Below are 25,757 nucleotides of genomic sequence, written 5' to 3'. Positions count from 1 at the left end.
AATGAGTGAATTAGTTTCTATTATAACGCCAACTTACAATGCTGAAAAGTTCATTACAGAAACTTTAAAATCAGTTAAAAATCAAACGTACCAAAACTGGGAAATGATTTTGGTTGATGATGCTTCTACGGATGAAACCGTAAAGATTATTTCTGATTTTGCCGAAAAAGACAGTAGAATAAAACTGTTTAAATTAGAAAAAAATTCAGGAAATGGTTTTGCACGTAATATAGCTTTAGAAAAAGCAGTTGGGAAATATATTGCTTATTTAGATGCTGATGATTTGTGGTTTCCAAATAAATTAGAAAAACAGGTCGAGTTTTTAAAAACAAATAATTTACCGTTTACTTTTAGTTTTTACGACTGTATTGATGAAGAAGGAAATTCTTTAAAAAGAAGGGTAGAAGCACCATTAAATTTAAGTTACGACGAACTCTTTTTTTGCAATTACGTTGGCAATTTAACCGCCATTTACGACGCAGATTATTTCTGTAAAATTGTAATTGAAGCCACACAAAAAAGACAAGATTGGCGTTTGTGGCTTACGATTTTAAAACAAATTCAGGTTACAAAACCAGTTCCGGAATCTTTAGCATTTTATAGAATCAGAAAAGATTCAATTTCATCATCAAAGTTCAAATTGATCAAACACAACTTTGGAGTTTACAGAGAATTTCATGGTTTTAATTTTGTGTTTTCTGTTTTGTTGATGGTGCGCTTTTTATTTAGTCAGTTGTTTATCAAACCCCGATATATAAAGAAGATTTAGTGTTCTTCAAGGTCGCAATTTGCGACCTTGAAGAATTCTTGATATAGTTATTAAATCTTGAGGTCGCAAATTGCGACTTCAAAATTGCTGTTTAAGGTTGCAAATTGCGACCTCCAATTATTTCTTATATCCAATTTTTACTCTTTCACTTTCGTTTTCTTTTTTCTCTGTCAATTCATCCAAATAAGAGAAAACCAATTCGATGTTTTTATCATGATTCTCCAATTTCTTTTGAATCTGAAGAATATCAACTTTAATTTCGGTTGTATCCAAAAGCATTTGTCTCACTTTCGTGAAAATGCGCATGATTTGAATATTGGTTTGAATGGCTTTGTCGCTTTTCAAGATACTTGAAAGCATTAAAATACCATGTTCAGTAAATGCATAAGGAAGATATTTCAAATTAGATCCTCGTCCATTCTTCAAGGTCACAATTTGTGACCTTGAAGAATCATATTCTATCTTAGTAAGTTCAAACATGAAATCTTCTGGAAATCTGGATAAATTTCTTTTTACTGATTGTTTTAGAACTTTTGTCTCAATGCCGTACAGCAATGCCAAATCACTATCAAGCATAACTTTTTGACCGCGGATAAAATATATTTTGTTTGAAATTGTTTCTTCTGAGAGCAAAGATTGATCGTCCATGAGTTTTTATTAATAAAAACAAATGTAAGATTTTATTTATATTATAGATACGATTTAAATTGCTTTAATTTTCCTCGATTGGTTCTTTCCAGAACTTTTTTTCGGGTAAAAGTGAAGTTTAAATTGGGTTCAAGATATAAGGAAATCGCTTCTTCAATTTTTTGAATTTGTTCCGAATGTAGTTCTTTTTCAGAAACATATTCAATTTCGAAGGTATCTAATTTGGTTTGTTTGATGATAAATTCTTTAACATTTCCATCGTCTTCAATAATGCTTTTGGTTACGTAATAGAAAGTCAATCCAGGCGATTTTTTTCCGGTTGGCAAAATCGCAACGTCGTTTGTTCTTCCAATTAATTTCTTTAAAATTGGTTTTTGTGGCGTACTTTTTTCATCTAAAATTCCGATGTCGCCAATTTCATATCTAATAAAAGGATTCGCATTATTGAATAAAGAAGTAATCACAATTCGGCCTTCTTCCCCGTAAGGGAGAACTTTGTTATTTTCATCTAAAATCTCAACAAAAAGTGTTTCGGCATTCACTTGCCATTCGCCCTCTGGATTTTCAAAAGCAATTAAATCCAATTCTGAAGCGCCGTATTCGTTGATGATCGGAATACCGAATTGTTTTTCCAAAAGTTTTTTATCCGATTCAAAAAGCATTTCCGAAGTAACAAAACAAGCTTTTAATGTCGGACAGATTTCTTTTAGAATAATGTTTTTTTGTTCTAAATATTTCGCAAACAATACAATAGAGCTGGTATAACCGTTGAGGTAATCGAATTTTTTGGTTTTGAATTTCTGCAGAAATTTTTCCAGAACTACATCAGACAAATCAAAAACTGGAAAACGAAAACGTCGGCTTAAAAAATCTTTAAAACGTTCTTTTTGATATCCAACAAAATCCATTGGAATGCCATAAAAACGAGCCTGATAGGAATGATTAAAATCAATATTAAACCAGCCAAAACGCATAATGTTCGAAGCCCAGGTTAAAGCGTGCGAATATTTGTCTTTGGCAAAAACAAAAGGAGTTCCGCTGGATCCGGATGTTTTGTTGAGGTAGACGTTTTTTAAAGTATATCCTTTTGAAAGTCTTTCTGCGAGCGGTTTCTGTAGATTTTGTTTGTTCAGAATGGGTAAATCTTCCCATGTTGGAATCGTTTTATTTCCAACTAATTCCTGATAAAAGACATTGTTTTGCAAATGAAAAGCAACGATTTCCTCTTTTTTATTTTGAAGGAAAACGGCATAATCTTCTTCAGATAAATTCACAATTCGGTCCAATTCAGTTTTTGCTTTCTTTATCTGAAAACCATTTAATTGAAGGGAAATATCGAAAAGAGAAATCATTTTTGGAAGATTAATTTTCATCAAAAATAATATTATCCAACTACTAACAGAGAAGAATCACGAACTTTTTAAGATTTAATTATTTTTTACGTGCAAAAGCAATTATTTTTGCACCACAACTAAATACAACTATACCATGACAATTTTATTATTGGGATCAGGCGGAAGAGAGCATGCTTTTGCGTGGAAAATGATTCAGAGTCCGCTTTGCGAAAAACTTTTTGTTGCACCAGGAAATGCAGGAACGGCTGGAATTGCTACAAATGTTGACATGTCTCCAACCGATTTTGATGCCATAAAAGCATTTGTACTAAAAGAAAATGTAAAAATGGTAGTCGTTGGACCTGAAGATCCGTTGGTAAAAGGTATTTACGATTATTTTAAAAACGACGAAAGTTTAAATCATATCCCGGTTATTGGGCCATCAAAATTAGGTGCTCAACTAGAAGGAAGTAAAGAATTCGCAAAAGAATTCCTAATGAAACATAACATTCCAACAGCAGCTTATGATAGTTTTACTGCCGAAACAGTTGAAAAAGGATGTGCTTTCTTAGAAACTTTACAACCTCCATACGTTTTAAAAGCAGATGGACTAGCGGCTGGAAAAGGAGTTTTGATTATTCAGGATCTTGAAGAGGCAAAAACGGAATTAAGAAACATGTTGGTTCATGAAAAATTTGGTGCTGCAAGTTCAAAAGTGGTTATTGAAGAATTTTTGGATGGTATCGAATTAAGCTGTTTCGTTTTAACGGACGGTAAAAGCTATAAAATCCTTCCGACAGCAAAAGATTACAAACGTATTGGCGAAGGAGACACAGGTTTAAATACAGGCGGAATGGGAGCTGTTTCTCCAGTTCCTTATGTTGATGCTGTTTTGATGGAAAAAATCGAAACCCGCATCGTTAAACCAACAATTGAAGGTTTCCAGAAAGACGGAATCGAATATAAAGGATTTGTTTTCATTGGTTTGATCAATGTAAAAAACGAACCAATTGTTATCGAATACAATGTTAGAATGGGTGATCCTGAAACTGAGGTTGTGGTTCCAAGATTAAAATCTGATTTAGTAGCATTGTTCCAGTCTGTGGCAGATCAAAAGTTAGATACTTTCGAATTAGAAGTTGATCCAAGAAGTGCCACTACAATTATGGTTGTTTCTGGCGGATATCCTGAAGAATTTGAAAAAGGAAAAGTAATTACAGGATTAGAAAACATTACAGATTCTATCGTTTTTCATGCAGGAACAAAATTAGATAACGAAAATGTCGTTAGTAATGGAGGACGTGTATTAACTGTAACATCATACGGAGACGATTTCCAACAGGCCATAAAAAAATCTTACCAAAATATAGATAAACTAAATTTTGATAAGATGTATTTTAGAAAAGATATCGGCTTCGACTTACTTTAAGAAAGAGTGAGCAGTAGTATCTTGGTTTTCTGTTCCGGCGTCATCAAATATGCGTAATTGTTTAATCCAATAACCAATTGCGCATGCGCAGATGATCATAAAAATCCAGTTAATTGTGCTTGCAGCAAACCAGCTAACTAGTTCCAAACGACGTAAAAAGTCAAGAGGAGCAAACAAAATGTTAACGAATAAGTATTGTATTCCTTCGAAAAAAGCTGTCATAATTTATAAAATTATATGTTATTTATTGTTTTGTAACGCATTGAAGACAAAATTCAGATAATAGAATCTTTTTTCAACTTGTTGGGTTTTCCTTTTTAAACAAGTATTATATTTACAATCACAAAAGTATAAAATATCCTTATGATAACAAGTGTTTTTAAAAAATCTACACCATTAAATTATTCTTTGGTCGTAATTTTAATACTGGTTTTCTTTTTTCTGTTTCAAATTCAGGAACCATCATGGATGAGTTCTTATTTTTTGGCGTTTCAAAAATTGAGTTTACTGTGTTTTATATTTGCTTCTTTTTTTCTGATAAATTTTATTGTCAAAAAGAATGGGCTCAGTAAAGACAATGGTTATGCTATCTTTTTCTATTTATTATTTCTATTATTTTTCCCCACGATATTCAATAATCCGAATGTTATATACGCCAACTTTTTTCTGTTACTGGCGCTCCGAAGATTAATTTCACTGCAGTCATTAAAAGCTTCAAAAGAAAAGATCTTTGATGCGTCTTTTTGGATTTTAGTAGCCTCTTTATTTCAATTTTGGTGTATTCTTTTCCTGATTTTAGTTTTCATATCGATTATTTTTCACGTTTCGAGAGATTATAGAAACTGGGTTTTACCATTTATAGCGCTACTGGCAGTCTCAATTATTTTTTTATTGATATCGTTTGTTTTTCATTTTAACGCCATAGAATTTTTTGAAAAACGAGCTGTAATCGATTTAAGGATTGATTATTTTAAGAATAATTACGAAAATGGAGCACTTTCAATCTATGTTGCGATAGCTTTATTTTTTGTAGTTTCAATATTGACAACACTATCAAGCAGACCACAAATTGTACACACATCGTATAAAAAAGTAGTGGCTTGTTTTTTTATTGCGGTTTTTGTTTTTATTCTTTCGCCTAATAAAAGTAATGATTTATTAATTTTCAGCATTACTCCATTAACGATTATGGCAGCAAGCCATGTTGAATATATACAGCAAAAACTAAACAACGAGATTGTTTTTTATGTGTTGATTTGCTGTAGTTTATTTACGTTTTTCTCTCAATTATAATTTACTTCCATAAGCAAGATCACCGGCATCACCTAGTCCGGGAACAATATAGTTTTTCTCGTTTAATTTTTCGTCTAAGGCAGCAACCCATAAATGACAGTTGTCGGGAAGACTTTTTTCGAGGTATGCAACTCCTTCCGGAGCGGCGATAACAACAACTATATGAATTTCTTGAGGTGTAGCATTTTGAACTAATTTTTCATGAACAGCCACAATTGATTGACCCGTTGCCAGCATGGGGTCCAGAAGTAAAACGGTTTTATTATTTAAATCTGAAAGGGCTTGATATTCAACTCTAATTTCAAATTCATGATCGTTATTCGGATGATATCTGCAAGCCGAAACAAAGCTGTTTTCGGCATGGTCGAAATAATTTAAAAAGCCATTATGAAGCGGTAAACCAGCTCTTAAAATAGAACACAAAACCAAATCACTTTCTACTTCTGTCGTTTTTTTAATACCGAGTGGTGTCTGAATTTCAACTTCTTTATAAGACAAATTCTTGCTTAATTCATAAGCCATAATTTCGCCAATACGTTCGATATTTCTTCTAAAACGCATGCTGTCGTTCTGAACATTTACATTTCTGATTTGACCTAAAAAGTGGTTTAATACGCTGTTTTTTTCAGATATATAATGAATTTTCATGTGGAGTTTTTAGAATTATCAATGATTTGCGATACTAATATGAAAAAACAACCGTTTTTTTCACACTATAAAAGTATAAAAAGTATCTTTGTATCTCTAATAATTAAAGACATGTTTTCAAAATTAGCTTATTCTGTTTTCGAACAAAGTATCAAAGATTATCACCAGTTTGATAATGTTGATCAGCCTATAAACAATCCTTTTCCAAAGGATAAATTTGAACATTTATTATATTTAAAAAACTGGATTGACACTGTTCAATGGCATTTTGAAGATATCATTCGTGATCCGCAAATTGATCCGGTTGCAGCGTTGACTTTAAAAAGAAGAATCGATGCTTCAAACCAGGAACGTACGGATATGGTGGAATATATTGATAGCTATTTTTTGCAAAAATACAGCAATGTACAAGCAAAAGACGGAGCAAAAATCAATTCTGAAAGTCCAGCCTGGGCTTTTGACAGATTGTCAATTTTAGCTCTAAAAATTTATCATATGCAGGAAGAAGCAACTCGTGCAGAGGCTTCACAAGAGCATAGAGATAAATGTCAGGAAAAATTAAATATTCTTTTAGAGCAAAGAAGCGATTTGTCAACAGCAATTGAAGACTTATTGACTGACATTGAAAACGGAGATAAATTCATGAAAGTGTACAAACAAATGAAAATGTACAATGATGATGATTTGAATCCTGTTTTATATCAAAATAAAAAATAGTTTCTGGAGCTATTTCCAGCTTTCCATTTCAATTCCTCACAAAAAAAATAGAGTTTCTATTGTTCAAAAAAGAGCTTCCGTTGGTCGCTTTTTTTAAACAAGAAACTTTATTTTTTTTGCTCCGGGATTTCCATTTCAATCTGGGCTAAAAAGAAGAACAGAAAAAATCAGAACATATTGCAATATTTCATCACAATTTAAAATACAAAAATTGTCAAATAAAATTAAGCATATAGCCGTCATGAGACTATCCGCAATGGGAGATGTCGCCATGACGGTTCCTGTTTTACGCGCCTTTGTAAAACAGTATCCAGACGTAAAACTAACCGTAATATCCCGTCCTTTTTTTAAACCTTTTTTTGACGGAATTCCGAATCTTGAGTTTTTTGCATTTGATGAAAAAGAAAGACACAAAGGTTTTCCTGGACTATTGAGATTATATAGGGATCTTAAAAAGTTCAAAATTGATGCTTTTGCAGATCTTCATAATGTTTTAAGATCTAAGGTTGTGAGTTTGCTTTTCGCTTTAAGCGGAAAAAAAAGAGCCACGGTTGACAAAGGAAGAGAAGGTAAAAAAGAATTAACCCGAGCAGAAAATAAGATTTTTAAACAATTGCCAACCATGTTTGAAAGACATGACAAAGTGTTTGAAAAACTCGGTTTTCCTTTAGATTTATCTCAACCGGAATTTCCTGAAAAGGCAAAATTAGATGCAGCTATTTTGGAAATTATTGGAAATCAGAATCAAAAATTAATCGGAATTGCGCCTTTTGCACAATACGATTCTAAAGTGTATCCGATAGATTTAATGACTGAAGTTGTTTCGACTTTGGCGCAAAATCCAAACTATAAAATATTGCTTTTTGGCGGAGGAAAGAAAGAAATTGAAATTCTTGATTCACTTTCAAAACCATTTGAAAATGTAATCAATATGGCTGGAAGAATCAAATTCCAACAAGAATTACAATTGATCAGCAATCTTGACATAATGCTTTCTATGGATTCAGGAAACGCACATATTGCAGCAATGTTGGGTGTAAAAGTAGTTTCTCTTTGGGGAGCAACGCATCCATACGCAGGATTTTTACCATTCAATCAAAGTTTAGAAAATGCATTGACTTCTGACAGAAATCAATATCCAAAATTACCAACTTCCGTTTATGGAAATAAGATTGTTGATGGCTATGCGGATGCGATGAGAAGTATTTCTCCGAAAGATGTAATTGCAAAGATAGAAGAACAGTTTTCAAAATAAATATTTAGAAGAAATTCCAATAAAAAATTCCAAATCCCAATTGTAAAGTTGGAATTTGGAATTTTTTAATGGAATTTAATTTTCTTATAACTCAAGAAAAAGATAACCCATTGGTTTCTTTTTGTTTCGATCAACTACAACTTTAACAAAATGATTTTCTTTTTCTGTAGCCAATAATATGTGCTCAAAATCTTCAGTTGAATTTCTGTAAACCTTATGTATCAACTCTGATTCTTTAACTTTATTCGATAAAATTTTGACCGCTTTTAATTCACTTATATAAGGCCAAATATTAAAAACACTACCGTTAGAAACAGGTATTTCTTGCATTTTTTCACTCATTGACAAACTATATTTTTCTTGCGAAAGTAGTTTAGGAACTTTTCTGTTTCTCCTTTTTTTTATTATAAAGTAGATACAGATAAAAGATGTTATTACAAAAAGTAATATAAAAGATAGTCGAAGATAGTGATGCATTGCCATAATATTTAATTTTTAAACTTGTTGACAATCAGATTTAGCTTTACAATTCTATTTTTAATAAAAAGAAATAGGTATCAGCTTTAAGTAAAGTACTAATATAGTAAATTTTAAGCACATTTTTTAAAATATGTTTAAAAATATATCTATTTTTCTGCACTTTGTTTAGATGGGTTTTGCTGATTGGATTATACTTGTGAAGAAAAGAATAACTTTTACAACAGATTTATTGGAATTTATCACAACCAAATTTTTTCTTCCCGACATCTGCTATAAATATAATTTTTAAGATTTGAAATTGTGGCTTCGTAATTTGGAGCTTCATAACCAAATCGTTCATGTTCCATTTGTTCTTTTTCAATAGAATTGCACCCTTTTATGACTTCTTTAAGCATATCCAGCATGGCAAGTTCTTTATTGTCGTTTTTCTGAAATTTAAATTCTACAATTTCATCCTGAAGTTCTTCGCAATATTCTATAAGTTTTTCAACTTCAGGTTCCTCTAAAAGATGTTTCTTATTCTTAAAAATTTCTCGAACCGATCTCATAACAATTTAAATTAAAAAATTTCAAAAAAAAAATACCAAATTCCAATTGACAAAGATTATAAATATTTCTAATCAGACAAAAAAAATTCCAAATACCAATTTTAAAGCTGGTATTTGGAATTTTTTATATAAGAATTTTAACGCTTATACATCATCATAATCTACATAAATAGATTCTGATGTTGGATGTGCCTGACAGGTTAAAATTAATCCTGAAGCAATTTCTTTATCGGTTAAAATAGAATTTTTTGTCATCTCTGCAGTTCCAGAAGTTACACGAGCTAAACAGCTGCTGCAAATTCCGCCTTGACAAGAATACGGAGCGTCAATTCCTTGTTTTAAAGCTGCATCCAGAATTGTTTGTTTTTGAGACATTTCAAAAGAAACTTCATCATCATCAACTAAAACGGTGATTTTTGTATGTCCTTCAAGCGAAGTTTTTATTTCATGTTCTTGTGTTGAAGTTGTAAAAAGTTCAAACTTAATAGCAGAATCTTTTACGTTTTTCTCTTTCAAAATACCAGAAACGGTATTGATCATTTCCTCTGGTCCACAAAGGTAAAACTTGTCAAATTGAAGTTCTTTATGTTTGTTGTTCAACACAAAATTCACTGCTGATTTTTCGATTCTTCCAAACAATGCATTTTCGGCTTTAGCCTGACTAAATACATAGTGCACGAAAAAACGACCCACATATTTTAATTGTAAATCGTGTAATTCCTGGTGAAAAATAGTTTCATCTGGAGTTTTATTTCCGTAAACCAATACAAATGAACTCTTTGGTTCACTCTTTAAAACTGATTTTATGATAGAAAGTACTGGAGTAATTCCGCTTCCTGCTACAAAAGCAGCATAATTTTTTTGTCTTTCAGCATCTGGTTCAAAAGTAAATTTTCCTTCAGGATGACCTACTTCAAGAACATCTCCAGCTTTAAGTTTTGTATTAGCAAATGGAGAAAACAAACCATTTTTAACTGCTTTAACAGCAATTCGTAATTCACCGCTTTCTGGTGCAGAACAAATAGAGTAAGCACGTCTAATTTCTTGATTATCAAGAGTTAGTTTTAAATTTATATATTGTCCCGCAATAAATTTATAGTCTGGTTTTAGTTCCTCAGGAACATTAAAAAGAATAGAAACGGCATCTGTAGTTTCACGTTTTACCTCTTTAATTATCAGTTTTAAGAATGAAGGCATGATTGTATATTTTATGCAAAAGTAGCAAACAGAGATTAATTCACAGGTACTAAACTATTATTTTTAACTTTTTTTGTAACGTTTTCTTACATTTGATCTCTTACTACAAAAACTCAAAACCAATAACCATGATTAAAAAGTTTATTTATCTCGAATGGAAGGCCTTTACCAGATCGGCTTCATTTGGAGCAAATCTGGCAATGAAAATTTTGTTAGGTTTTTTAATGATTTATTTTTCACTACTTTTTATTGGGGCCGGCGTTGGAGCATTTTATTTACTAAAAAAAATGAACCTTGAACCCTTACGAACAGTCAATAGATTTTTGATTTATTATTTTTTGTTCGACTTAGTAATTCGTTTGCTGATGCAGGCAATTCCGGTATTAAATATCAAACCTTTATTGGTTTTGTCTTTCAAAAAACCAACTATTGTACACTTTTCATTAGGAAAAACTGTATTGTCTTTTTTTAACTGGGTTCATGCCCTTTTCTTCGTTCCTTTTGCGATTGTATTAGTATTAGAAGGTTACGACGTTATTGGAATCCTGATGTGGCTTTTGGCGATTTTCTCCTTAATATACATCAACAATTTTTTAAATATTATCTTAACTAATATCGACAAATTATTTGTTGTTTTTGTCGGAATTGCAATTGGTTTGGGAGCTGCTCAATATTATAAATTATTTGATATTACCATTTATACAGCACCATTTTTTCAAGGATTATACGCTCAAAAAGGATTGTTTTTAATTCCGGTTTTAGCGCTGATTGGATTGTATCAATTTACATTTAAGTATTTTAAAAACAATTTATTCTTAGATGCAGGACTTTCTAAAAAAGAAGATATCGCAACAACTGAAAATCTTGTTTGGCTGAATCAATTTGGAACTTTAGGAACATTCCTTAAAAACGATATCAAATTAATCAGAAGAAATAAAAGATCAAAAACGACACTAATTATGAGTTTTTTCTTTTTGTTCTATGGATTGATATTTTTTGGAAATACCCATCAGCCGGCAGTGATGCATATTTTTGCCGGAATATTTGTTTCGGGCGGATTTTTATTTGTCTTCGGACAATTTGTACCAAGTTGGGATAGTTCTTATTATCAATTAATGATGACGCAAAATATTCCGTATCGAGGTTACATTACTTCAAAATGGTGGCTTATTGTAATTGCAACTTTTATTTCAACAGTCTTGGCCTCTTTTTATCTTTTTTATGGCTGGGAAGTTTACCTGACGATTGTTGTTGGTGCAATTTATAATATCGGGGTTAATTCACATTTAGTTTTACTTGGAGGCGCATTTACTAAAACGCCAATTGATTTGAGCAATGCCAGCGGAGCTTTTGGTGATAAAAAAGCATTCAGCGCAAGTGCCATGCTATTGACCTTGCCAAAACTATTATTGCCTTTAGGCCTTTACGGTCTCGGACTTTATTTAGGAGATAAAACACTTGGATTGTTACTGGTTGCTGGAGCGGGAGTTTTAGGATTTGTGTTTAGAAATACTGTTTTTTCTATAATTGAAAAAAGATACAAAATCGAGAAATACAGTACAATAAGCGCCTATAAACAAAAGAATTAATTAGAAAATGCGCCAGTTTGATAATTAGATAATTTTCATCTGATTGCAATCAAATAGCAAAAAATAAAGAATGGTTTTTTAATCTAAAATCTACAATCTAAAATCAACACTTATAATGATACAAGTAAATCAACTTTCAAAAAAATATAACGGAACAACGGTTTTAAACATTAACAATCTCGAAATTCCGAAAGGACAGAGTTTTGGATTAGTAGGGAATAACGGAGCAGGAAAAACGACTTTTTTCAGTTTGTTGTTAGATTTAATTCAGCCTTCAACGGGACATATTACGAACAATAACATTCAGGTAAATACGAATGAGAACTGGAAATCTTTTACAGGTTCATTTTTAGACGAAAGTTTCCTTATTGGTTATTTGACTCCAGAGGAATATTTTTATTTTATTGGGGATTTGCGTCATCAAAATAAAGCGGATATTGATGCATTGTTAGCACAACACGAAGAGTTTTTTAATGGAGAGATTTTAAATAACAAAAAATACCTTCGCGACTTATCAAAAGGAAACCAGAAGAAGGTAGGAATAATTGCGACACTTATTGGTAATCCTGAGGTTGTAATTTTGGATGAACCTTTTGCAAATTTAGATCCAACAACAGTTAGCCGTTTAAAAAAGATTATTAAAGATTTGGCAGACAATCCAGATGTTACCGTTTTAGTTTCAAGCCATGATTTGCAGCATACTGTAGAGGTTTGCGATCGCATTGTTGCATTAAATAAAGGAGAAATAGTTAAAGATATTCAGACCTCAAAAGAAACACTTCAAGAGCTCGAATCGTTTTTTGCTGTTTAAGTTTCTATATTTCAAAAAGAAGCGTATTTTTACACGTCATTATACTAAAAAGCCTTTTTAGAAGTTAATGGATTTAAACTCTTTTCTATTGAAAAAGAATACTCTAAAATATAGTTTTCCGTTCGTGTTTTTATTCTTTTTGATAGCTTGCTCTACCAAAAAAAACACTTTTGTGTCTCGAAATTCCCATGCTTTAAGTACAAAATATAACATTTTGTACAATGGCGGTATTGGTCTTGAAAAAGGTTTAAAATCTATTCAGGCAAATGATCAGGATAATTTTTGGAAGATGTTGCCTATTGAAAAAATGCAGGTTGACGAAAATTATTCCGGAGACGAAAAAGCTAAAAATCCTGATTTTGAATTAGCCGAAACAAAAGCAACAAAGGCCATTCAGAAACACTCCATGAATATTGGAGGAAGAGAAAAAAACTCGCAGATCGATGAAGCCTATTTAATGCTAGGAAAAGCAAGATATTATGATCAGCGTTTTATCCCGGCTTTAGAAGCATTCAATTATATCCTTTATAAATATCCAAACAGTAGTAATATTTACACAGCAAAAATCTGGCGCGAAAAAACCAACATGCGCTTAGGAAATGATGCAATTGTGGTAAAAAATATTAATCTGTTATTAAAAAACACCGATTTAAATAAGCAGACATTTTCAGATGCAAATGCATTATTAGCTGAGGCTTTTTTACATTTAGAACAAAAAGATAGTGCTGTAGCGAAACTTAGAATTGCTGAAGATTTTTCGCGAATAAACGAAGACAAAGCACGTTATCGTTTTATTTTGGGACAGATGTATCAGGAAATCGGTAAACGAGACAGCGCGATTTATTTTTATAATGGTGTAATCGACATGAACCGTAAAGCAGATCGAAAATACATGATGCATGCTTACGCAAAAAAGGCACAAATGTTTGATTATGAAAATGGCAATCAGGATATGTTTATTGAAACGTACAATAAACTGGTGGATGATCGCGAAAACAGACCTTACTACGATATTCTATTTTACGAAATGGGTGTTTTTTTCGATAACTATAAAGAACAGGAAAACGCACTTGAATTTTATAATAAATCATTAGCAAGAAAGTCTAAAGATCCTTATTTGGTAGCTTCGACTTACAGAAACATTGGAAATATGTATTTTAAAAATACAGATTATACTATGGCAGCTAAGTATTATGACAGCACATTAGTAAAATTAGATCCTAAAAGCAGAGAGTTTGCTTTTATTGAAAAAAACCGAAAAAACCTCGATAATGTCATTAAATACGAAGCAATTGCAAAACGTAATGACAGTATTATAACGGTTTATGGTTTACCAGAAGCAGAACGAAAATCTTATTTCGAAAATTATATTACCGAGCTTAAAAAGAAGGACGATGCAAAACGTATTGCAGAAGAAATAGAAAAGGAGAAATTAGCAAACGTAGAACGTAACTCAAAAGCCGGAAATGTACCGACTGCTGTAAATCCGCAAGCACCAGTACCTGCTGATTTGCCTGGTGGCGGAGCATTTAATCCTCCGGGAACAAATGACCAGGCAAGTACATTCTATTTTTACAATCCAACAACGGTTGCTTACGGAAAAGTGCAATTTAGAAAAATGTGGGGGAACAGATCGTTAGCCGGTAACTGGCGTTTAGCCTCTTCAAAAACAATCGTTAACCCTGTTCTAAAAGACTCATTGCGTATTCGTCAGGATTCGCTTAATGCTTTACAGGATTCTGTTGTAATCGAAAAGTATACTACGGCATTTTACGAAAAACAACTTCCAACTAGTCCGGTTGTCATGGATAGTATTGGCAAAGAACGAAATTTTGCTTATTACCAATTAGGACTTATTTATAAAGAAAAATTTAAGGAGTACAATTTAGCCAGTGACAAACTGGAACAATTATTAAAAAATAATCCAGAAGAAAAATTGGTTTTACCATCGATGTATAATTTGTATAAAATTTATCAAATTACAAATCCGGCTAAAGCAGAAAAGGTAAAATCTGACATTGTAGGAAATTATCCAACTTCGAGATATGCCCAACTTTTAAATAACACCAATACAAGTGATTTGGCATCACCGGATAAAGAATATAATAAGTGGTATAAATTATATGAAGAAGAACAGTTTGATGTTGTTTTAGAGAATATTGATAATTTGATAAACCAATATGCTGGAGATGAAATTGTTTCTAAATATGAATTACTGAAAGCCAATACATTAGGAAAAGTAAACGGTTTGGCAGCTTATAAAAAAGGTTTAGAAACAGTTGCAGATAATTATCCAAACAGTGAAGAAGGTAAAAATGCCCGTGAAATTTTAGAGAAACAAATTCCAGGTTTAGAAAAGCTTGATTTTACGGCTGTTGACGGAAAAAACTGGAAAATTATTTACGCGATTCCAAAAGGAGATACTAAAACAGCCAAGAAAATTGAAGAATCGATTAAAATATTTTTGCAGGTAGAGAACTTCGAAAAATTGACAACTTCAGTTGACAAATACAATAAAACCGAAAGTTTTGTAGTTATCCATGGAATAAAATCTGAGGCATATGCCAGAGATATTTCGGGAGTTTTGAGAGACGATAAAAAGTACAAAATCACGCATCCGGCAATTATTATATCAAGTGATAATTACAAAGTGATTCAAATCAAAAAAAATCTTGAAGTGTATTTAGCGCCTAAAAACCCATAAACCATGTTTGAGAAAGCAAAAAAAAGCGGCACAGAACTCTTAGGAAAAACAAATAGAATAGTAGAAGGAACTTCTATAATAGGTGATATTGTTTCTAAGGCCGATTTTCGATTAGATGGAGAATTGATAGGGAATTTTACTTCGCAGGGAAAACTGGTTATCGGTCCCTCAGGAATTGTAAAAGGTGAAATTATTTGCCACAATGCAGATATTGAAGGAGAATTTCAGGGGAAACTAAAAGTTTTAGAAGTCCTTAATATAAAAGCAACAGCTCATATTCATGGAGAAATACTTGTAGGCAAACTGTCTATAGAACCAGGAGCTGAATTTACTGCTACTTGTGCCATGCTAACTAATTCTAAAGAAGTAACTTTAAAAGATGGAAAAGGAGCCGAACAAAAATCAAAGGAATAAGTGGATAGCACTTATAAACATTCCCATTCAAATGGGCGTTATTATTTTTTTGTTTTCTTATTTAGGAACCTGGTTAGATGAAAATCATCCCAGTCCAAAAATCTATTATAATAAGATATTGGTTATGGTTGGTGTTTTTCTGGCTTTATATAATGTATTTCGTCAGGTAAACGAGATCAATAAAACAAAGTAGTTTTGCTTTTAAAAGAGCTTTAAATAAATGTTGCATCTTTGCATAAAATTATTCAAAATGCTTTTTAAAGAACACAAGACAATTTTACATTTATTCTTTTTTGCTTTAGCATCCTATATAGTGCACAAAGCAGTTTTTATATTTTTTGATATCCCAAATCAAAATTTTCATTATAGTATAGAGTTGTTGTATTTTATTTTTTTTGTATTTGCAACTGCTCTTTTCATGATACTATTAAAGTTTAAAACAAGTCATTTTGATAATATTGGAATGCTTTTTATGGGAGGGACTTTTATTCAAATGTTTTTTTTCTATTTTATTTTGAGACCAATTTTAGTAGATAAGCTTCCGGGCATGGCTGTTGAAAAAATCAATTTTTTTATAACATTTATTTTATTTTTGTTATTTGAAACGCTTTTAACTATCCGATTATTAAACAAAAAGCGTTAAAATAGCGATTCTGTAAAACAAGGTTCAAAAATAATTTTTCATATCCTTTTGAATATTAATAAAAAATGTACCTTTGCACCAAATTTTAGAAACGTAAAAAATCAGATTTTCAACAGATATGGTGATTTCAAACAGACCACTCAGATTTATTCTTGTAGCTTTAGTAGCATGTCTTCCAGTAATAAGCTTTGCTAATTCGGAAAAGGACGCTGCACATACTCAAACTGAAGTAGCTCATGAAGCTGCTGCAGAAGGCCATCATGCAGAGCCAACTGACGTAAAATCTAAAATTAAAGCTTTCGTGAATCATCACGTTTTAGATTCTCATGATTTTACCTTGACTCAGGATGATGAGACAGGAAAATATTATGGTTTTTCTTTACCAGTTATTATCTGGGATAATGGATTGCAAATGTTTTCTTCATCAAAATTTAATCATGGTCATGCGGTAGCTGAATCAAATGGAAATTATTATGTGATTAATCATCATGATGGTAAAATCTACAAAACAGATGCTACAGGAACAATTACTGAAGATGAAAAAACGGGACATCCAACAAATGTTCGTCCTTTAGATTTTTCAATTACTAAAACAGTAGTTTCTATTTTTGCAGCAGCTTTATTAATGTTATGGTTGTTTTCTAGCCTGGCAAAATCTTATACTAAAAACGGAGGTATTGCTTCTGGAGTTGGAAGAATTTTCGAACCATTAGTAGTTTACATTCGTGACGAAATTGCAATTCCAAATATTGGTGAAAAGCATTATAGAAAATACATGAGTTATTTATTGACTATCTTTTTCTTTGTATTGTTTTTAAATATTTTCGGATTAACACCACTAGGAATTAATGCTACAGGTAATTTAACGATTACATTCTCTTTAGCAATCATTACTTTCTTAATTACAAATCTTACAGCAAATAAAAATTACTGGGGTCACATTTTCTGGATGCCAGGCGTGCCAAAACCAATGAGAATTATTTTGGCTCCAATTGAATTGCTAGGTGTTTTCATCAAGCCATTCTCATTAATGATTCGTTTGTATGCAAATATCTTCGCTGGTCACATTGTTTTAATGAGTATCATCGGATTAATGTTTATCTTTAAAAGCTGGATTGGAAGCAGTTTGTCTTTTGGATTATCATTTGTGCTTTCTATTCTTGAAATTTTAGTAGCATTTTTACAAGCCTATATTTTTACAATGCTGTCTGCACTTTATTTTGGTTCAGCAGTAGAAGAGCATCATCACGAAGAAGAAGCTCATCATTAAAACTTAGATTCGAGATCCCGGATTTAGGTATTATTCTAAAATCCAGATTCAAAAATCTACAACAAAATTGAATGTTTAATTTTTTAATATATTTATTATGGTAATTCCAAACATCATTGGAGCTGGATTAATTGTAATCGGAGCAGCATTAGGAATCGGTAGAATTGGTGGTTCAGCAATGGACGCTATTGCTCGTCAGCCAGAAGCTTCTGGAAAAATCCAGACAGCTATGCTTATTGCAGCTGCACTTATTGAAGGTATTGGTTTCGCTGCGTTATTCGCATCTTAGTTAAAACCCAAAAAAACAATAGTTGCAACGGTTGGTTGTAACTATTGTTTTAAAATTAAAACATTAAAATTGCTTTTTGGAAAGCGATTAAAAAAGACATAAATTAAAATTTATAATTATCTATAATGGAAAAGTTAATAAATCAGTTTGAGTTCGGTTTGTTCTTCTGGCAAGTATTAATATTTGTTGGATTAATTCTTTTGTTGAAAAAATTCGCTTGGAAACCAATTCTTGATGCAGTAAATGATAGAGAGCAAGGTATTAAAGATGCATTACTTTCTGCAGAAAATGCAAGAAAAGAAATGGAAAATCTTCAGGCTGACAATTTAAGAATTTTGAACGAAGCTCGTGCAGAACGTGATGCGATGTTAAAAGAAGCTCGCGAAATGAAAGAGAAAATGATTGCTGATTCTAAAAACGAAGCACAAGCGCAAGGTCAAAAAATGATCGAGCAGGCTAAAGCGGCTATCGAAAGTGAAAAAAATGCTGCTATGGCTGAATTGAAATCACAGGTTTCAACTTTATCATTAAGCATCGCTGAAAAATTATTGAAAGAAGAATTATCTAACAAAGAATCTCAAACTAAATTAGTGGAGAAAATGTTAGGTGACGTAAAGTTAAACTAAGATTATGGCAAGTACAAGAGCAGCAATTCGTTATGCAAAAGCAATTCTAGACTTAGCAAACTCTAAAGGTGTTGCCGAAGCTGTCAATAACGATATGAAGTTAATTGCTTCTACGATTGAAAGCAATTTAGAATTAAGTACTTTTATTCAAAACCCAACTACAAAAGTTGAAGTTAAAGAAAGTGCTCTTTTAGAAGTTTTTGCAAATGTAAATGGTGTAACTAAAGGTTTATTTCATTTATTATTCGAAAACAAAAGATTCGAAATTCTAAATGCAATTGCAGCAGAATACAGCAAAGTATTTGATGAAAGTAATGGTATTGAAGTAGCAACAGTTACTACAGCAATCCCATTGGATGCAGCTTTAGAAGCTAAAGTTTTAGCAAAAGTTTCAACTTTATCAGATAAAAAAATAACGATAGAAAATATAGTAGATCCATCTATTATTGGAGGATTTATTTTAAGAATAGGTGATCAACAATACAACGCTTCTGTTGCAAACAGATTACAAGTATTAAAAAGAGAGTTAAGTAATTAGTTTTATTACACATAAAAGTGTCTAAATTATAAATTAAGATGGCGGAAATCAAACCTGCTGAAATTTCAGCAATATTAAGAAAGCAAGTAGAAGGTTTTGAATCTGGTGCTACGCTAGAGGAAGTAGGAACGGTACTTCAAGTTGGAGATGGTATTGCTCGTATTTACGGGCTATCGAATGTACAATATGGTGAGTTAGTTGAATTTGAAAACGGACTTGAAGCTATTGTATTGAACCTTGAAGAAGACAATGTTGGTGTGGTACTTTTAGGACCATCAACTGGAATCAAAGAAGGATCAACAGCAAAAAGAACACAACGTATTGCTTCTCTTAAAGTAGGTGAGCAAATGGTAGGACGTGTAGTAAACACTCTTGGTTTTCCAATTGATGGAAAAGGACCAATTGGTGGAGACTTATACGAAATGCCGTTAGAAAGAAAAGCTCCTGGAGTTATCTTCCGTCAGCCAGTTACTGAGCCATTACAAACAGGAGTAAAAGCAGTAGATGCTATGATCCCGGTTGGTCGTGGACAACGTGAGCTTGTTATTGGTGACCGTCAAACAGGTAAATCAACTGTTTGTATCGATACAATCTTAAATCAAAAAGAATTTTACGATGCAGGAAAACCTGTATTCTGTATATATGTTGCAATTGGGCAAAAAGCTTCAACTGTAGCAGGAATCGCTAAAATGTTAGAAGAAAAAGGCGCAATGGCTTACACAGTTATTGTTGCAGCTAATGCTTCTGATCCAGCCCCAATGCAAGTTTATGCTCCTTTCGCAGGTGCTGCAATTGGAGAGTACTTTAGAGATTCAGGTCGTCCTGCACTTATTGTGTATGATGATTTATCTAAACAAGCTGTTGCTTACCGTGAGGTTTCTCTTTTATTAAGAAGACCACCGGGACGTGAGGCATATCCTGGAGACGTTTTCTACTTACACTCTCGTTTATTAGAGCGTGCTTGTAAAGTAATTGCTGATGATGGAATTGCTAAAAACATGAACGATTTACCAGATTCTATCAAGTCTATCGTAAAAGGTGGTGGTTCATTAACTGCTTTACCAATTATCGAAACTCAAGCTGGTGACGTTTCTGCATATATTCCAACAAACGTAATTTCGATTACAGATGGTCAGATTTTCCTTGATGGAGATTTGTTCAACTCTGGAGTTCGTCCTGCGATCAACGTAGGTATTTCTGTATCTCGTGTTGGAGGTAATGCTCAGATTAAATCAATGAAAAAAGTTTCTGGAACTTTAAAATTAGACCAGGCTCAATTCCGTGAATTAGAGGCTTTCGCTAAATTTGGTTCTGATTTGGATTCTGTTACTTTAAACGTAATTGAAAAAGGAAGAAGAAACGTTGAAATCTTGAAACAAGGTTTAAATGATCCTTATCCTGTTGAAAATCAAGTAGCTATTATTTATGCTGGTTCTAAAAACTTATTGAAAAGTGTACCAGTAAATAAAGTAAAAGAATTTGAAGCTGATTTCTTAGCTTACTTAAACAGCAAACATAAAGATACGCTTAACGCGTTGAAAGCTGGTAAGTTAGATGACAACATTACTGATGTTATCGAAAAAGCAGCAAAAGAAATTTCAGCAAAATATATCTAATTAGATAATTCGTTAATTAGATAATTAGAAAATATCTCAGGAAACTTTCTAATTATCTAATTATCAAATTGTCACATTTTTTAATCGACAAATGGCAAATTTAAAGGAAATCCGTAATAGAATTACTTCCGTTTCATCGACGATGCAAATTACATCGGCTATGAAAATGGTTTCTGCAGCAAAGCTTAAGAAAGCACAAGATGCAATCACTGCGATGCGCCCTTATGCCGAGAAATTAACGGAATTGTTGCAAAATCTTTCAGCTACACTTGATGATGAAGTTGGAGGAGACTACACAACACAACGTGAAGTAAAAAAAGTATTGCTTGTTGCTATAACTTCAAACAGAGGTTTATGTGGTGCATTCAATTCTAACGTAATAAAAGAGATTAAGAATCGTGCTGCTTTTTACGCTGGAAAACAAGTTGATGTTTTTCCTATCGGTAAAAAAGGAAATGATGTGCTAAGTAAAACTTTTAAAGTTCACGGTCATCATAATGCAATTTTTGATCATTTAACTTTTGAAAATGTTGCTGGAATTGCTGATAATTTGACTCAAAAATTCTTATCAGGTGATTACGACAGAATAGAATTGATCTACAATCAGTTTAAAAATGCTGCGACTCAAATTGTTCAGACAGAGCAGTTTTTACCGTTAGCGCCAATTAAATCTGATGTACCAGTTTCAGCTGCAGATTATATTTTCGAACCTTCAAAAGAAGAAATCGTGTTAACTTTGATTCCTAAATCATTGAAAACACAATTATACAAAGGTATACGTGATTCATTTGCTTCAGAACACGGAGCACGTATGACAGCTATGCACAAAGCAACTGACAACGCAACTGAATTAAGAAACCAATTGAAATTGACTTACAATAAAGCACGTCAGGCATCTATTACTAACGAAATCTTAGAGATTGTTGGTGGAGCAGAAGCTTTAAACGGATAAAAATATCTTAGGTACATATTTAAAGAGCCAGCTTAAAGCTGGCTCTTTTTTTTGTCAAAATATAAAAAATCGGGAAAATACCGGTTAAAATAATTGAATAATTACGATTAAAGAATTTTTGTCAAGTAATTTTGAATCCGTTAATTTAAAAATTTGAAAAGGAAAATGGAGTTAGATCTATTTTTTTTTAAATTTTAACAAGAATAAAGTAGGTTGATAGTAAAACAGTTACATTTTTAATTCTAAAAAGTATATATTTATTGCTTCATAATTAGTAACTTTTTAACACTTTCTGCGTATAACATTTGACAACCAAAAAGTTATTTTAAAAGATTAACCAAAAACAATGGCAAAAGAAAGTTTCAATTGGAAGAGTCTCTTCATTAATGATGAGGCAAATAATTCAGAGGGTGCACCTGCAACTCCACCATCAGCACCTGTTTTACCAGCTAGCGACAATAAATTTCCGAATCACGTTGCAGACTCAGTTTCTGCAAACTCGCTGACCAATCCTTTTTTAAACGAAATTTTTGAAGTTTACGATAAAGGTTTTGAGTCATTGAATGAGTCTGGTTTTGATTTTTTCGAACTTTACAAATCTGTAATGGCGGTTGGCGTAACAAATCCGCAAAGTTATCAGATGGCTTTTACGATGGGTAAATCAATTAAATCTGACCTTACTAAAGAATTCCTTTTACAAAAAGGTAGTTTTTATGTTGCCGAAATTGAGAAGGTTTATGCCAAATACGATACAATTGGCAAAGCAAAAAAAGCCGATTTAGATAATACAATTACCAAAGAAAAGTACAATTTGTCTAAAAGTATTTCTGATTTGGAAGCCAAAATTATTGAACTTCAAAAAGAATTGGAAGCCAAAAAAATAGAACTTCAAAAAATTGATCCTGTTAATATGGAGCAGCTTTCAGAAATTCAATTAAAAATGGAAGCCAACAATTTGGCAAAACAAAAAATCTTAGCCTCAATCAATACTGTAATTACAGGAATTAATCAATATTTATAATGGACAAATTCGAACAAGAAAGAAGCACTCTTTTGACACTACCAATACTTAAGCATTTTGACGAGTCTAAAGGAGAAATTGCGTTAAAATCAGGTGCGCTTAAAAAAGGTGAAAAGTCATTATTTTTGGCTTTGGCACTTGGCTTATTAGGAGTTGGCGGCTATTTAATCTGGACTTATATTATTCCGCCATTGTTTACAATGCTTGGCCAGGCAATTGCTTTGTCTGCGACGGGTGTATTTTTGGTTTTTTTGGTTATGATGGCTCCTGTAATTATGAAAGGACTTCGTTTTGCTACAAAAAACATTCATAAAGCATTAATTCAAAGTAATCCTTTTAATGAGTTAGAAGAACAAAAACAAAAAATGATTAAAAACCGTGAAGTTTTTAAGAATACCAAAGCAAAGCTAAAAGGTCTTAAAAATGAAATGGAAATCGAAGCGAATAAATCTGAAAAAGAGGCAAAGGAGTTTCAGGAAGATGTTTTGAGTTTACAACGCCAGTCAGAAAAGTTAAAATCTGCGATGGATGAAATGGTGAAACAAAATGGTGTTGCGGCAAAAGATACTGACGAATATGTAGCTCTTCAAAGTGAATTAGCCAGAAAGTTAAGTGATTCTCAAAGAGTTTCAACTCAATATGAGCAAAGTAAAAGTTTCATCCAAAAATATGGTGTTCGTGCCAATGTTTTAGGAAAAATGGATCGAAAATTAACTTTGGCAGGAACAGCAATTGATATTAAAATTGCTGATTTTGATGTAACAGTTAAGATGCTTCAAAAAGAATATGAATTTGCCAGAAACGCTAAAGAAGCGACAGAAAGTGCAAAAAGCGCAATGTTATTTACAAAAGACTGGGAATTAGAATATGCTTTAGAGGTTGTAACTTCTACAATTGCTCAGGATATCGCCAGAACGTCTGAAAACTTAATCGACATTGATGCCCTGACTTCTAAATATTCTGTTGATAATGATGAGCTTTATTCTAGATTAGATTCATTAGCAGATGAAATTAAAACAGGCGACAACACAATTCCGGATTCGACAAAATATACAAATCCAAATTACAAAATGACCAAAGAAGACAAGATGTCTGGCGGTGGTTTTGGAGATATTTTTTAAAACAATTAAATTTAATTTTTAAATAAAAATGGGAAAAATTTTAAGAACAGAAAAGCTAACTACTCTTTCTGAATTATTGATCGTTATTGTTGGAATTGGAGTAATTTTAGGAGGGGTTTATTATTTGTCTCCTGGAATTAAAACAGCTGTTTCTAAACAATTGGATGGTATGGAATTAAACTCGACAGACGTTAATAATGTTACCAATGCCGAAAAAATAGCACTTCCTTCAACAGAAATATCTTCAGAAGTTGCCGACAAACCTTTAGTAAAAATTGGTGCTTATGCATGGAATGCGCAGTCTGGAATTATTGTTTCTAATGGTGGTCCAAAAACAACAAAAGGATCATTGATGGAAAAAAACGGAGTAAATCTTGAAATTATCCGTCAGGACTGGCTTTCAGAATTGCGTAATATGCAAATGAAATTTATTGAAGAATTTGATAAAGGCGAAGCTTTTCCATCTTCAGATAAAAGTGTTTTTGCCGTTATGATCATGGGTGATGGTGCTCCATTTTATATAAGCTCTGTTCAAAAATCATTAGACGAAAAATACGGAAAAGACAAATACCACTTACAGGTTATGGGTGTTGTGGGTATGAGTTACGGTGAAGATAAATTGATTGGACCTCCAAGCTGGAAATCTGATCCAAAATCGATGAAAGGTTCTGTTATTTCTGCAGTTCTTGGAGATGGTGACTGGGTTACAACTGTAAACTATTGTTTTGCAAACGGATTAAAAGTAAATCCGGATCCAACAACATATGATGCAGATGCGGTGAATATTTATCCATCTGAAAATGATGATTATATTAAATCGGCTGAAGAATTAATCAAATCTCAGACAACGGGATGGACTGTTACTTTGAAAGAAGTAGTAAACGGAAAATTAACTGGAAAATCTGTAAACAGAAAAATCGACGGTTGTGCTACCTGGACACCTGGAGATAAAACCGTTTTTGATAAACTTACTGGTTTTGTGGACATTGTTTCTACAAAAGAATTTAATAACCAAATGCCAACTGCTCTTATTGGAGTTAAAGAATGGGCTGAGAAAAATCCGGATATTGTTTCTAATATTTTGAAATCGGCATTGACGGCTTCAAATCAAATGAAAAACTATGAAGACTGGAAAGTAAGAGCATCACAGGCAGTTGCTGATACTTATAAACTTGAAACTCCTGAATATTGGTACAAAATGTTCAAAGGACAGCAAGGAACAAAAGCAGGATTGACTTATAATATGGGTGGATCTAAAGTATTTAATTATGCTGACGTAATGCAATATTTTGGTTTATCAGATGGTGTGAACAGATATAAATCTGTTTATAATCAGGTTTCTGGATATTTAACAGAATTGAATCCGTTTGGATTTAATGAAAATGTTGGCGCAGTTGTTCCTTACGATCAGGCAGTAAACTTATTTTTCCTGAAAAACATCAACGATATCGAATCGACTTCGGCTGATAAAGCAGATTATAGTGCAGAAGCAAAAGAAGTTGTAGCTTCCGGAGAGTGGAAAATTAATTTCAATACAGGAAGTGCTGAAATTTCAAACTCTTCTAGTAAAGAAGTTGAGAAAATTTACAATCTTTTGGTACAAGCTGAAAACACAAAACTAACTATTGTTGGACATACTGACAATGTTGGAAATGCAGATGCTAATTTAGCTCTTTCAAAAAGCAGAGCAGAAGCAGTTGCAAATTACCTGAAACAAAAAGGTATTCCGGCAAGCCGTTTCCAATTAGTTGACGGAAAAGGTCAAAGCGATCCGGTTGCAGATAATAATTCTGCTTCAGGGAAAGCATCAAACAGACGTGTTGTTATTACTTTATTAAAATAAAA

26 protein-coding genes are annotated in these 25,757 nt (G+C 32.4%); 19 read left to right on the top strand and 7 right to left on the bottom strand.

Translation table 11 applies throughout. The features are described 5' to 3' along the window. Position 1 precedes the first annotated feature (1 nt). Complete coding sequence (locus tag B0A65_RS06300; protein WP_074660109.1) at positions 2-769, top strand: glycosyltransferase family 2 protein; 768 nt, start codon at positions 2-4, stop codon at positions 767-769. A gap of 117 nt (positions 770-886) precedes the next feature. On the opposite strand, the gene B0A65_RS06295 is transcribed toward B0A65_RS06300, so the two are convergent. Together B0A65_RS06295 and B0A65_RS06290 are read right to left on the bottom strand one after the other, a co-directional pair. Then, entirely contained in the window at positions 887-1,417 is a 531-nt protein-coding gene (locus B0A65_RS06295) for an ORF6N domain-containing protein (RefSeq protein ID WP_074660108.1), read from the bottom strand. Positions 1,418-1,458: 41 nt separating this feature from the next. After that, positions 1,459-2,769 carry a phenylacetate--CoA ligase family protein gene (locus B0A65_RS06290; RefSeq protein WP_074660297.1) on the bottom strand — a complete coding sequence of 437 codons (1,311 nt, stop codon included), beginning with the start codon at positions 2,767-2,769 and terminating at the stop codon, positions 1,459-1,461. Positions 2,770-2,905: 136 nt separating this feature from the next. Here B0A65_RS06290 and purD point away from each other — a divergent pair, with 136 nt between their 5' ends. Then, positions 2,906-4,180 carry a phosphoribosylamine--glycine ligase gene (gene purD, locus B0A65_RS06285; RefSeq protein ID WP_074660107.1) on the top strand — a complete coding sequence of 425 codons (1,275 nt, stop codon included), beginning with the start codon at positions 2,906-2,908 and terminating at the stop codon, positions 4,178-4,180. On the opposite strand, the gene B0A65_RS06280 is transcribed toward purD, so the two are convergent. Continuing rightward, on the bottom strand, positions 4,172-4,402 hold the full coding sequence (locus B0A65_RS06280; RefSeq protein WP_074660106.1) for a DUF6341 family protein: 231 nt from the start codon (positions 4,400-4,402) through the stop codon (positions 4,172-4,174). The two genes, purD and B0A65_RS06280, sit on opposite strands and share 9 nt — an antisense overlap. A 141-nt stretch (positions 4,403-4,543) precedes the next feature. Here B0A65_RS06280 and B0A65_RS06275 point away from each other — a divergent pair, with 141 nt between their 5' ends. Further along, the gene (locus B0A65_RS06275) at positions 4,544-5,473 is read left to right on the top strand and encodes a DUF6427 family protein (protein ID WP_074660105.1); all 930 of its coding nucleotides are present in this window, start codon (positions 4,544-4,546) and stop codon (positions 5,471-5,473) included. Here B0A65_RS06275 and upp read toward each other — a convergent pair. After that, entirely contained in the window at positions 5,468-6,121 is a 654-nt protein-coding gene (upp, locus tag B0A65_RS06270; RefSeq protein WP_074660104.1) for a uracil phosphoribosyltransferase, read from the bottom strand. The two genes, B0A65_RS06275 and upp, sit on opposite strands and share 6 nt — an antisense overlap. Positions 6,122-6,232: 111 nt before the next feature. Between upp and B0A65_RS06265 the strand changes: the two genes are divergently transcribed. Both B0A65_RS06265 and B0A65_RS06260 read left to right on the top strand, forming a co-directional pair. After that, on the top strand, positions 6,233-6,838 hold the full coding sequence (locus tag B0A65_RS06265; RefSeq protein WP_074660296.1) for a DUF4254 domain-containing protein: 606 nt from the start codon (positions 6,233-6,235) through the stop codon (positions 6,836-6,838). Positions 6,839-7,079: 241 nt separating this feature from the next. Then, complete coding sequence (locus B0A65_RS06260; RefSeq protein WP_074660103.1) at positions 7,080-8,093, top strand: glycosyltransferase family 9 protein; 1,014 nt, start codon at positions 7,080-7,082, stop codon at positions 8,091-8,093. 84 nt (positions 8,094-8,177) lie between these two features. Here B0A65_RS06260 and B0A65_RS06255 read toward each other — a convergent pair whose 3' ends face one another. The 3 genes from B0A65_RS06255 to B0A65_RS23640 all read right to left on the bottom strand — a co-directional run bounded on the left by B0A65_RS06255 (position 8,178) and on the right by B0A65_RS23640 (position 10,318). Further along, a complete protein-coding gene (locus B0A65_RS06255; protein WP_074660102.1) occupies positions 8,178-8,576 on the bottom strand; it encodes a hypothetical protein in 399 nt (132 codons plus the stop codon). Positions 8,577-8,812: 236 nt separating this feature from the next. Continuing rightward, positions 8,813-9,121, bottom strand: a complete 309-nt coding sequence (locus B0A65_RS06250) for a hypothetical protein (protein WP_074660101.1) — start codon at positions 9,119-9,121, stop codon at positions 8,813-8,815. A gap of 144 nt (positions 9,122-9,265) precedes the next feature. Next, on the bottom strand, positions 9,266-10,318 hold the full coding sequence (locus B0A65_RS23640; protein WP_074660100.1) for a ferredoxin--NADP reductase: 1,053 nt from the start codon (positions 10,316-10,318) through the stop codon (positions 9,266-9,268). 128 nt (positions 10,319-10,446) lie between these two features. Here B0A65_RS23640 and B0A65_RS06240 point away from each other — a divergent pair, with 128 nt between their 5' ends. From B0A65_RS06240 to B0A65_RS06170, 14 genes are all read left to right on the top strand, one after another. After that, positions 10,447-11,907: a DUF5687 family protein gene (locus B0A65_RS06240; RefSeq protein WP_074660099.1), complete on the top strand. Its 1,461-nt coding sequence runs from the start codon at positions 10,447-10,449 to the stop codon at positions 11,905-11,907. 115 nt (positions 11,908-12,022) lie between these two features. Further along, positions 12,023-12,718 carry an ABC transporter ATP-binding protein gene (locus B0A65_RS06235; RefSeq protein ID WP_074660098.1) on the top strand — a complete coding sequence of 232 codons (696 nt, stop codon included), beginning with the start codon at positions 12,023-12,025 and terminating at the stop codon, positions 12,716-12,718. 88 nt (positions 12,719-12,806) lie between these two features. Next, positions 12,807-15,422 carry a type IX secretion system periplasmic lipoprotein PorW/SprE gene (gene porW / locus B0A65_RS06230; protein ID WP_074660295.1) on the top strand — a complete coding sequence of 872 codons (2,616 nt, stop codon included), beginning with the start codon at positions 12,807-12,809 and terminating at the stop codon, positions 15,420-15,422. 3 nt (positions 15,423-15,425) lie between these two features. Then, positions 15,426-15,836, top strand: coding sequence for a bactofilin family protein (locus B0A65_RS06225; RefSeq protein WP_074660097.1), 411 nt, complete (start codon positions 15,426-15,428; stop codon positions 15,834-15,836). Further along, positions 15,802-16,029, top strand: a complete 228-nt coding sequence (locus tag B0A65_RS06220; RefSeq protein WP_026982434.1) for an AtpZ/AtpI family protein — start codon at positions 15,802-15,804, stop codon at positions 16,027-16,029. The genes B0A65_RS06225 and B0A65_RS06220 overlap by 35 nt, the downstream gene beginning before the upstream one ends. A gap of 568 nt (positions 16,030-16,597) precedes the next feature. Next, the gene (atpB, locus tag B0A65_RS06210; protein WP_074660095.1) at positions 16,598-17,749 is read left to right on the top strand and encodes a F0F1 ATP synthase subunit A; all 1,152 of its coding nucleotides are present in this window, start codon (positions 16,598-16,600) and stop codon (positions 17,747-17,749) included. A gap of 97 nt (positions 17,750-17,846) precedes the next feature. Next, complete coding sequence (gene atpE / locus B0A65_RS06205; RefSeq protein ID WP_047774646.1) at positions 17,847-18,038, top strand: ATP synthase F0 subunit C; 192 nt, start codon at positions 17,847-17,849, stop codon at positions 18,036-18,038. Between the two features lie 125 nt (positions 18,039-18,163). After that, complete coding sequence (locus B0A65_RS06200) at positions 18,164-18,664, top strand: F0F1 ATP synthase subunit B (RefSeq protein WP_074660094.1); 501 nt, start codon at positions 18,164-18,166, stop codon at positions 18,662-18,664. Positions 18,665-18,668: 4 nt separating this feature from the next. Next, on the top strand, positions 18,669-19,202 hold the full coding sequence (atpH, locus tag B0A65_RS06195) for an ATP synthase F1 subunit delta (RefSeq protein ID WP_074660093.1): 534 nt from the start codon (positions 18,669-18,671) through the stop codon (positions 19,200-19,202). Positions 19,203-19,240: 38 nt separating this feature from the next. Then, entirely contained in the window at positions 19,241-20,818 is a 1,578-nt protein-coding gene (atpA, locus tag B0A65_RS06190; RefSeq protein WP_074660092.1) for a F0F1 ATP synthase subunit alpha, read from the top strand. A 91-nt stretch (positions 20,819-20,909) separates the two neighbouring features. Next, positions 20,910-21,770: an ATP synthase F1 subunit gamma gene (gene atpG / locus B0A65_RS06185; RefSeq protein WP_074660091.1), complete on the top strand. Its 861-nt coding sequence runs from the start codon at positions 20,910-20,912 to the stop codon at positions 21,768-21,770. A gap of 346 nt (positions 21,771-22,116) precedes the next feature. Further along, complete coding sequence (locus B0A65_RS06180) at positions 22,117-22,791, top strand: hypothetical protein (protein ID WP_074660090.1); 675 nt, start codon at positions 22,117-22,119, stop codon at positions 22,789-22,791. Further along, positions 22,791-23,912: a hypothetical protein gene (locus tag B0A65_RS06175; protein WP_074660089.1), complete on the top strand. Its 1,122-nt coding sequence runs from the start codon at positions 22,791-22,793 to the stop codon at positions 23,910-23,912. The genes B0A65_RS06180 and B0A65_RS06175 overlap by 1 nt, the downstream gene beginning before the upstream one ends. 28 nt (positions 23,913-23,940) lie before the next feature. Then, positions 23,941-25,755 carry a phosphate ABC transporter substrate-binding/OmpA family protein gene (locus tag B0A65_RS06170; protein WP_074660088.1) on the top strand — a complete coding sequence of 605 codons (1,815 nt, stop codon included), beginning with the start codon at positions 23,941-23,943 and terminating at the stop codon, positions 25,753-25,755. Positions 25,756-25,757 lie beyond the last annotated feature (2 nt).

The sequence above is a fragment of the Flavobacterium frigidimaris genome (genome assembly GCF_002217275.1).
Lineage (GTDB): Bacteria > Bacteroidota > Bacteroidia > Flavobacteriales > Flavobacteriaceae > Flavobacterium > Flavobacterium aquidurense.
The sequence above is the reverse complement of the archived record's forward strand: the minus strand, read 5'-3'. Positions and strand labels throughout refer to the sequence as shown.

Coding starts and splice junctions, on each gene's coding strand:
- B0A65_RS06220 (WP_026982434.1), top strand. CDS start 15,802: ATGGAAAAGGAGCCGAACAAAAATCAAAGGAATAAGTGGATAGCACTT.
- B0A65_RS06295 (WP_074660108.1), bottom strand. CDS start 1,417: ATGGACGATCAATCTTTGCTCTCAGAAGAAACAATTTCAAACAAAATA.
- upp (WP_074660104.1), bottom strand. CDS start 6,121: ATGAAAATTCATTATATATCTGAAAAAAACAGCGTATTAAACCACTTT.
- B0A65_RS06200 (WP_074660094.1), top strand. CDS start 18,164: ATGGAAAAGTTAATAAATCAGTTTGAGTTCGGTTTGTTCTTCTGGCAA.
- B0A65_RS06275 (WP_074660105.1), top strand. CDS start 4,544: ATGATAACAAGTGTTTTTAAAAAATCTACACCATTAAATTATTCTTTG.
- B0A65_RS06240 (WP_074660099.1), top strand. CDS start 10,447: ATGATTAAAAAGTTTATTTATCTCGAATGGAAGGCCTTTACCAGATCG.
- B0A65_RS06265 (WP_074660296.1), top strand. CDS start 6,233: ATGTTTTCAAAATTAGCTTATTCTGTTTTCGAACAAAGTATCAAAGAT.
- atpG (WP_074660091.1), top strand. CDS start 20,910: ATGGCAAATTTAAAGGAAATCCGTAATAGAATTACTTCCGTTTCATCG.
- B0A65_RS06180 (WP_074660090.1), top strand. CDS start 22,117: ATGGCAAAAGAAAGTTTCAATTGGAAGAGTCTCTTCATTAATGATGAG.
- B0A65_RS06260 (WP_074660103.1), top strand. CDS start 7,080: ATGAGACTATCCGCAATGGGAGATGTCGCCATGACGGTTCCTGTTTTA.
- purD (WP_074660107.1), top strand. CDS start 2,906: ATGACAATTTTATTATTGGGATCAGGCGGAAGAGAGCATGCTTTTGCG.
- atpE (WP_047774646.1), top strand. CDS start 17,847: ATGGTAATTCCAAACATCATTGGAGCTGGATTAATTGTAATCGGAGCA.
- B0A65_RS06255 (WP_074660102.1), bottom strand. CDS start 8,576: ATGGCAATGCATCACTATCTTCGACTATCTTTTATATTACTTTTTGTA.
- B0A65_RS06280 (WP_074660106.1), bottom strand. CDS start 4,402: ATGACAGCTTTTTTCGAAGGAATACAATACTTATTCGTTAACATTTTG.
- atpB (WP_074660095.1), top strand. CDS start 16,598: ATGGTGATTTCAAACAGACCACTCAGATTTATTCTTGTAGCTTTAGTA.
- B0A65_RS06290 (WP_074660297.1), bottom strand. CDS start 2,769: ATGATTTCTCTTTTCGATATTTCCCTTCAATTAAATGGTTTTCAGATA.
- B0A65_RS06300 (WP_074660109.1), top strand. CDS start 2: ATGAGTGAATTAGTTTCTATTATAACGCCAACTTACAATGCTGAAAAG.
- B0A65_RS06250 (WP_074660101.1), bottom strand. CDS start 9,121: ATGAGATCGGTTCGAGAAATTTTTAAGAATAAGAAACATCTTTTAGAG.
- B0A65_RS06235 (WP_074660098.1), top strand. CDS start 12,023: ATGATACAAGTAAATCAACTTTCAAAAAAATATAACGGAACAACGGTT.
- atpA (WP_074660092.1), top strand. CDS start 19,241: ATGGCGGAAATCAAACCTGCTGAAATTTCAGCAATATTAAGAAAGCAA.
- B0A65_RS06225 (WP_074660097.1), top strand. CDS start 15,426: ATGTTTGAGAAAGCAAAAAAAAGCGGCACAGAACTCTTAGGAAAAACA.
- B0A65_RS06175 (WP_074660089.1), top strand. CDS start 22,791: ATGGACAAATTCGAACAAGAAAGAAGCACTCTTTTGACACTACCAATA.
- atpH (WP_074660093.1), top strand. CDS start 18,669: ATGGCAAGTACAAGAGCAGCAATTCGTTATGCAAAAGCAATTCTAGAC.
- B0A65_RS23640 (WP_074660100.1), bottom strand. CDS start 10,318: ATGCCTTCATTCTTAAAACTGATAATTAAAGAGGTAAAACGTGAAACT.
- B0A65_RS06170 (WP_074660088.1), top strand. CDS start 23,941: ATGGGAAAAATTTTAAGAACAGAAAAGCTAACTACTCTTTCTGAATTA.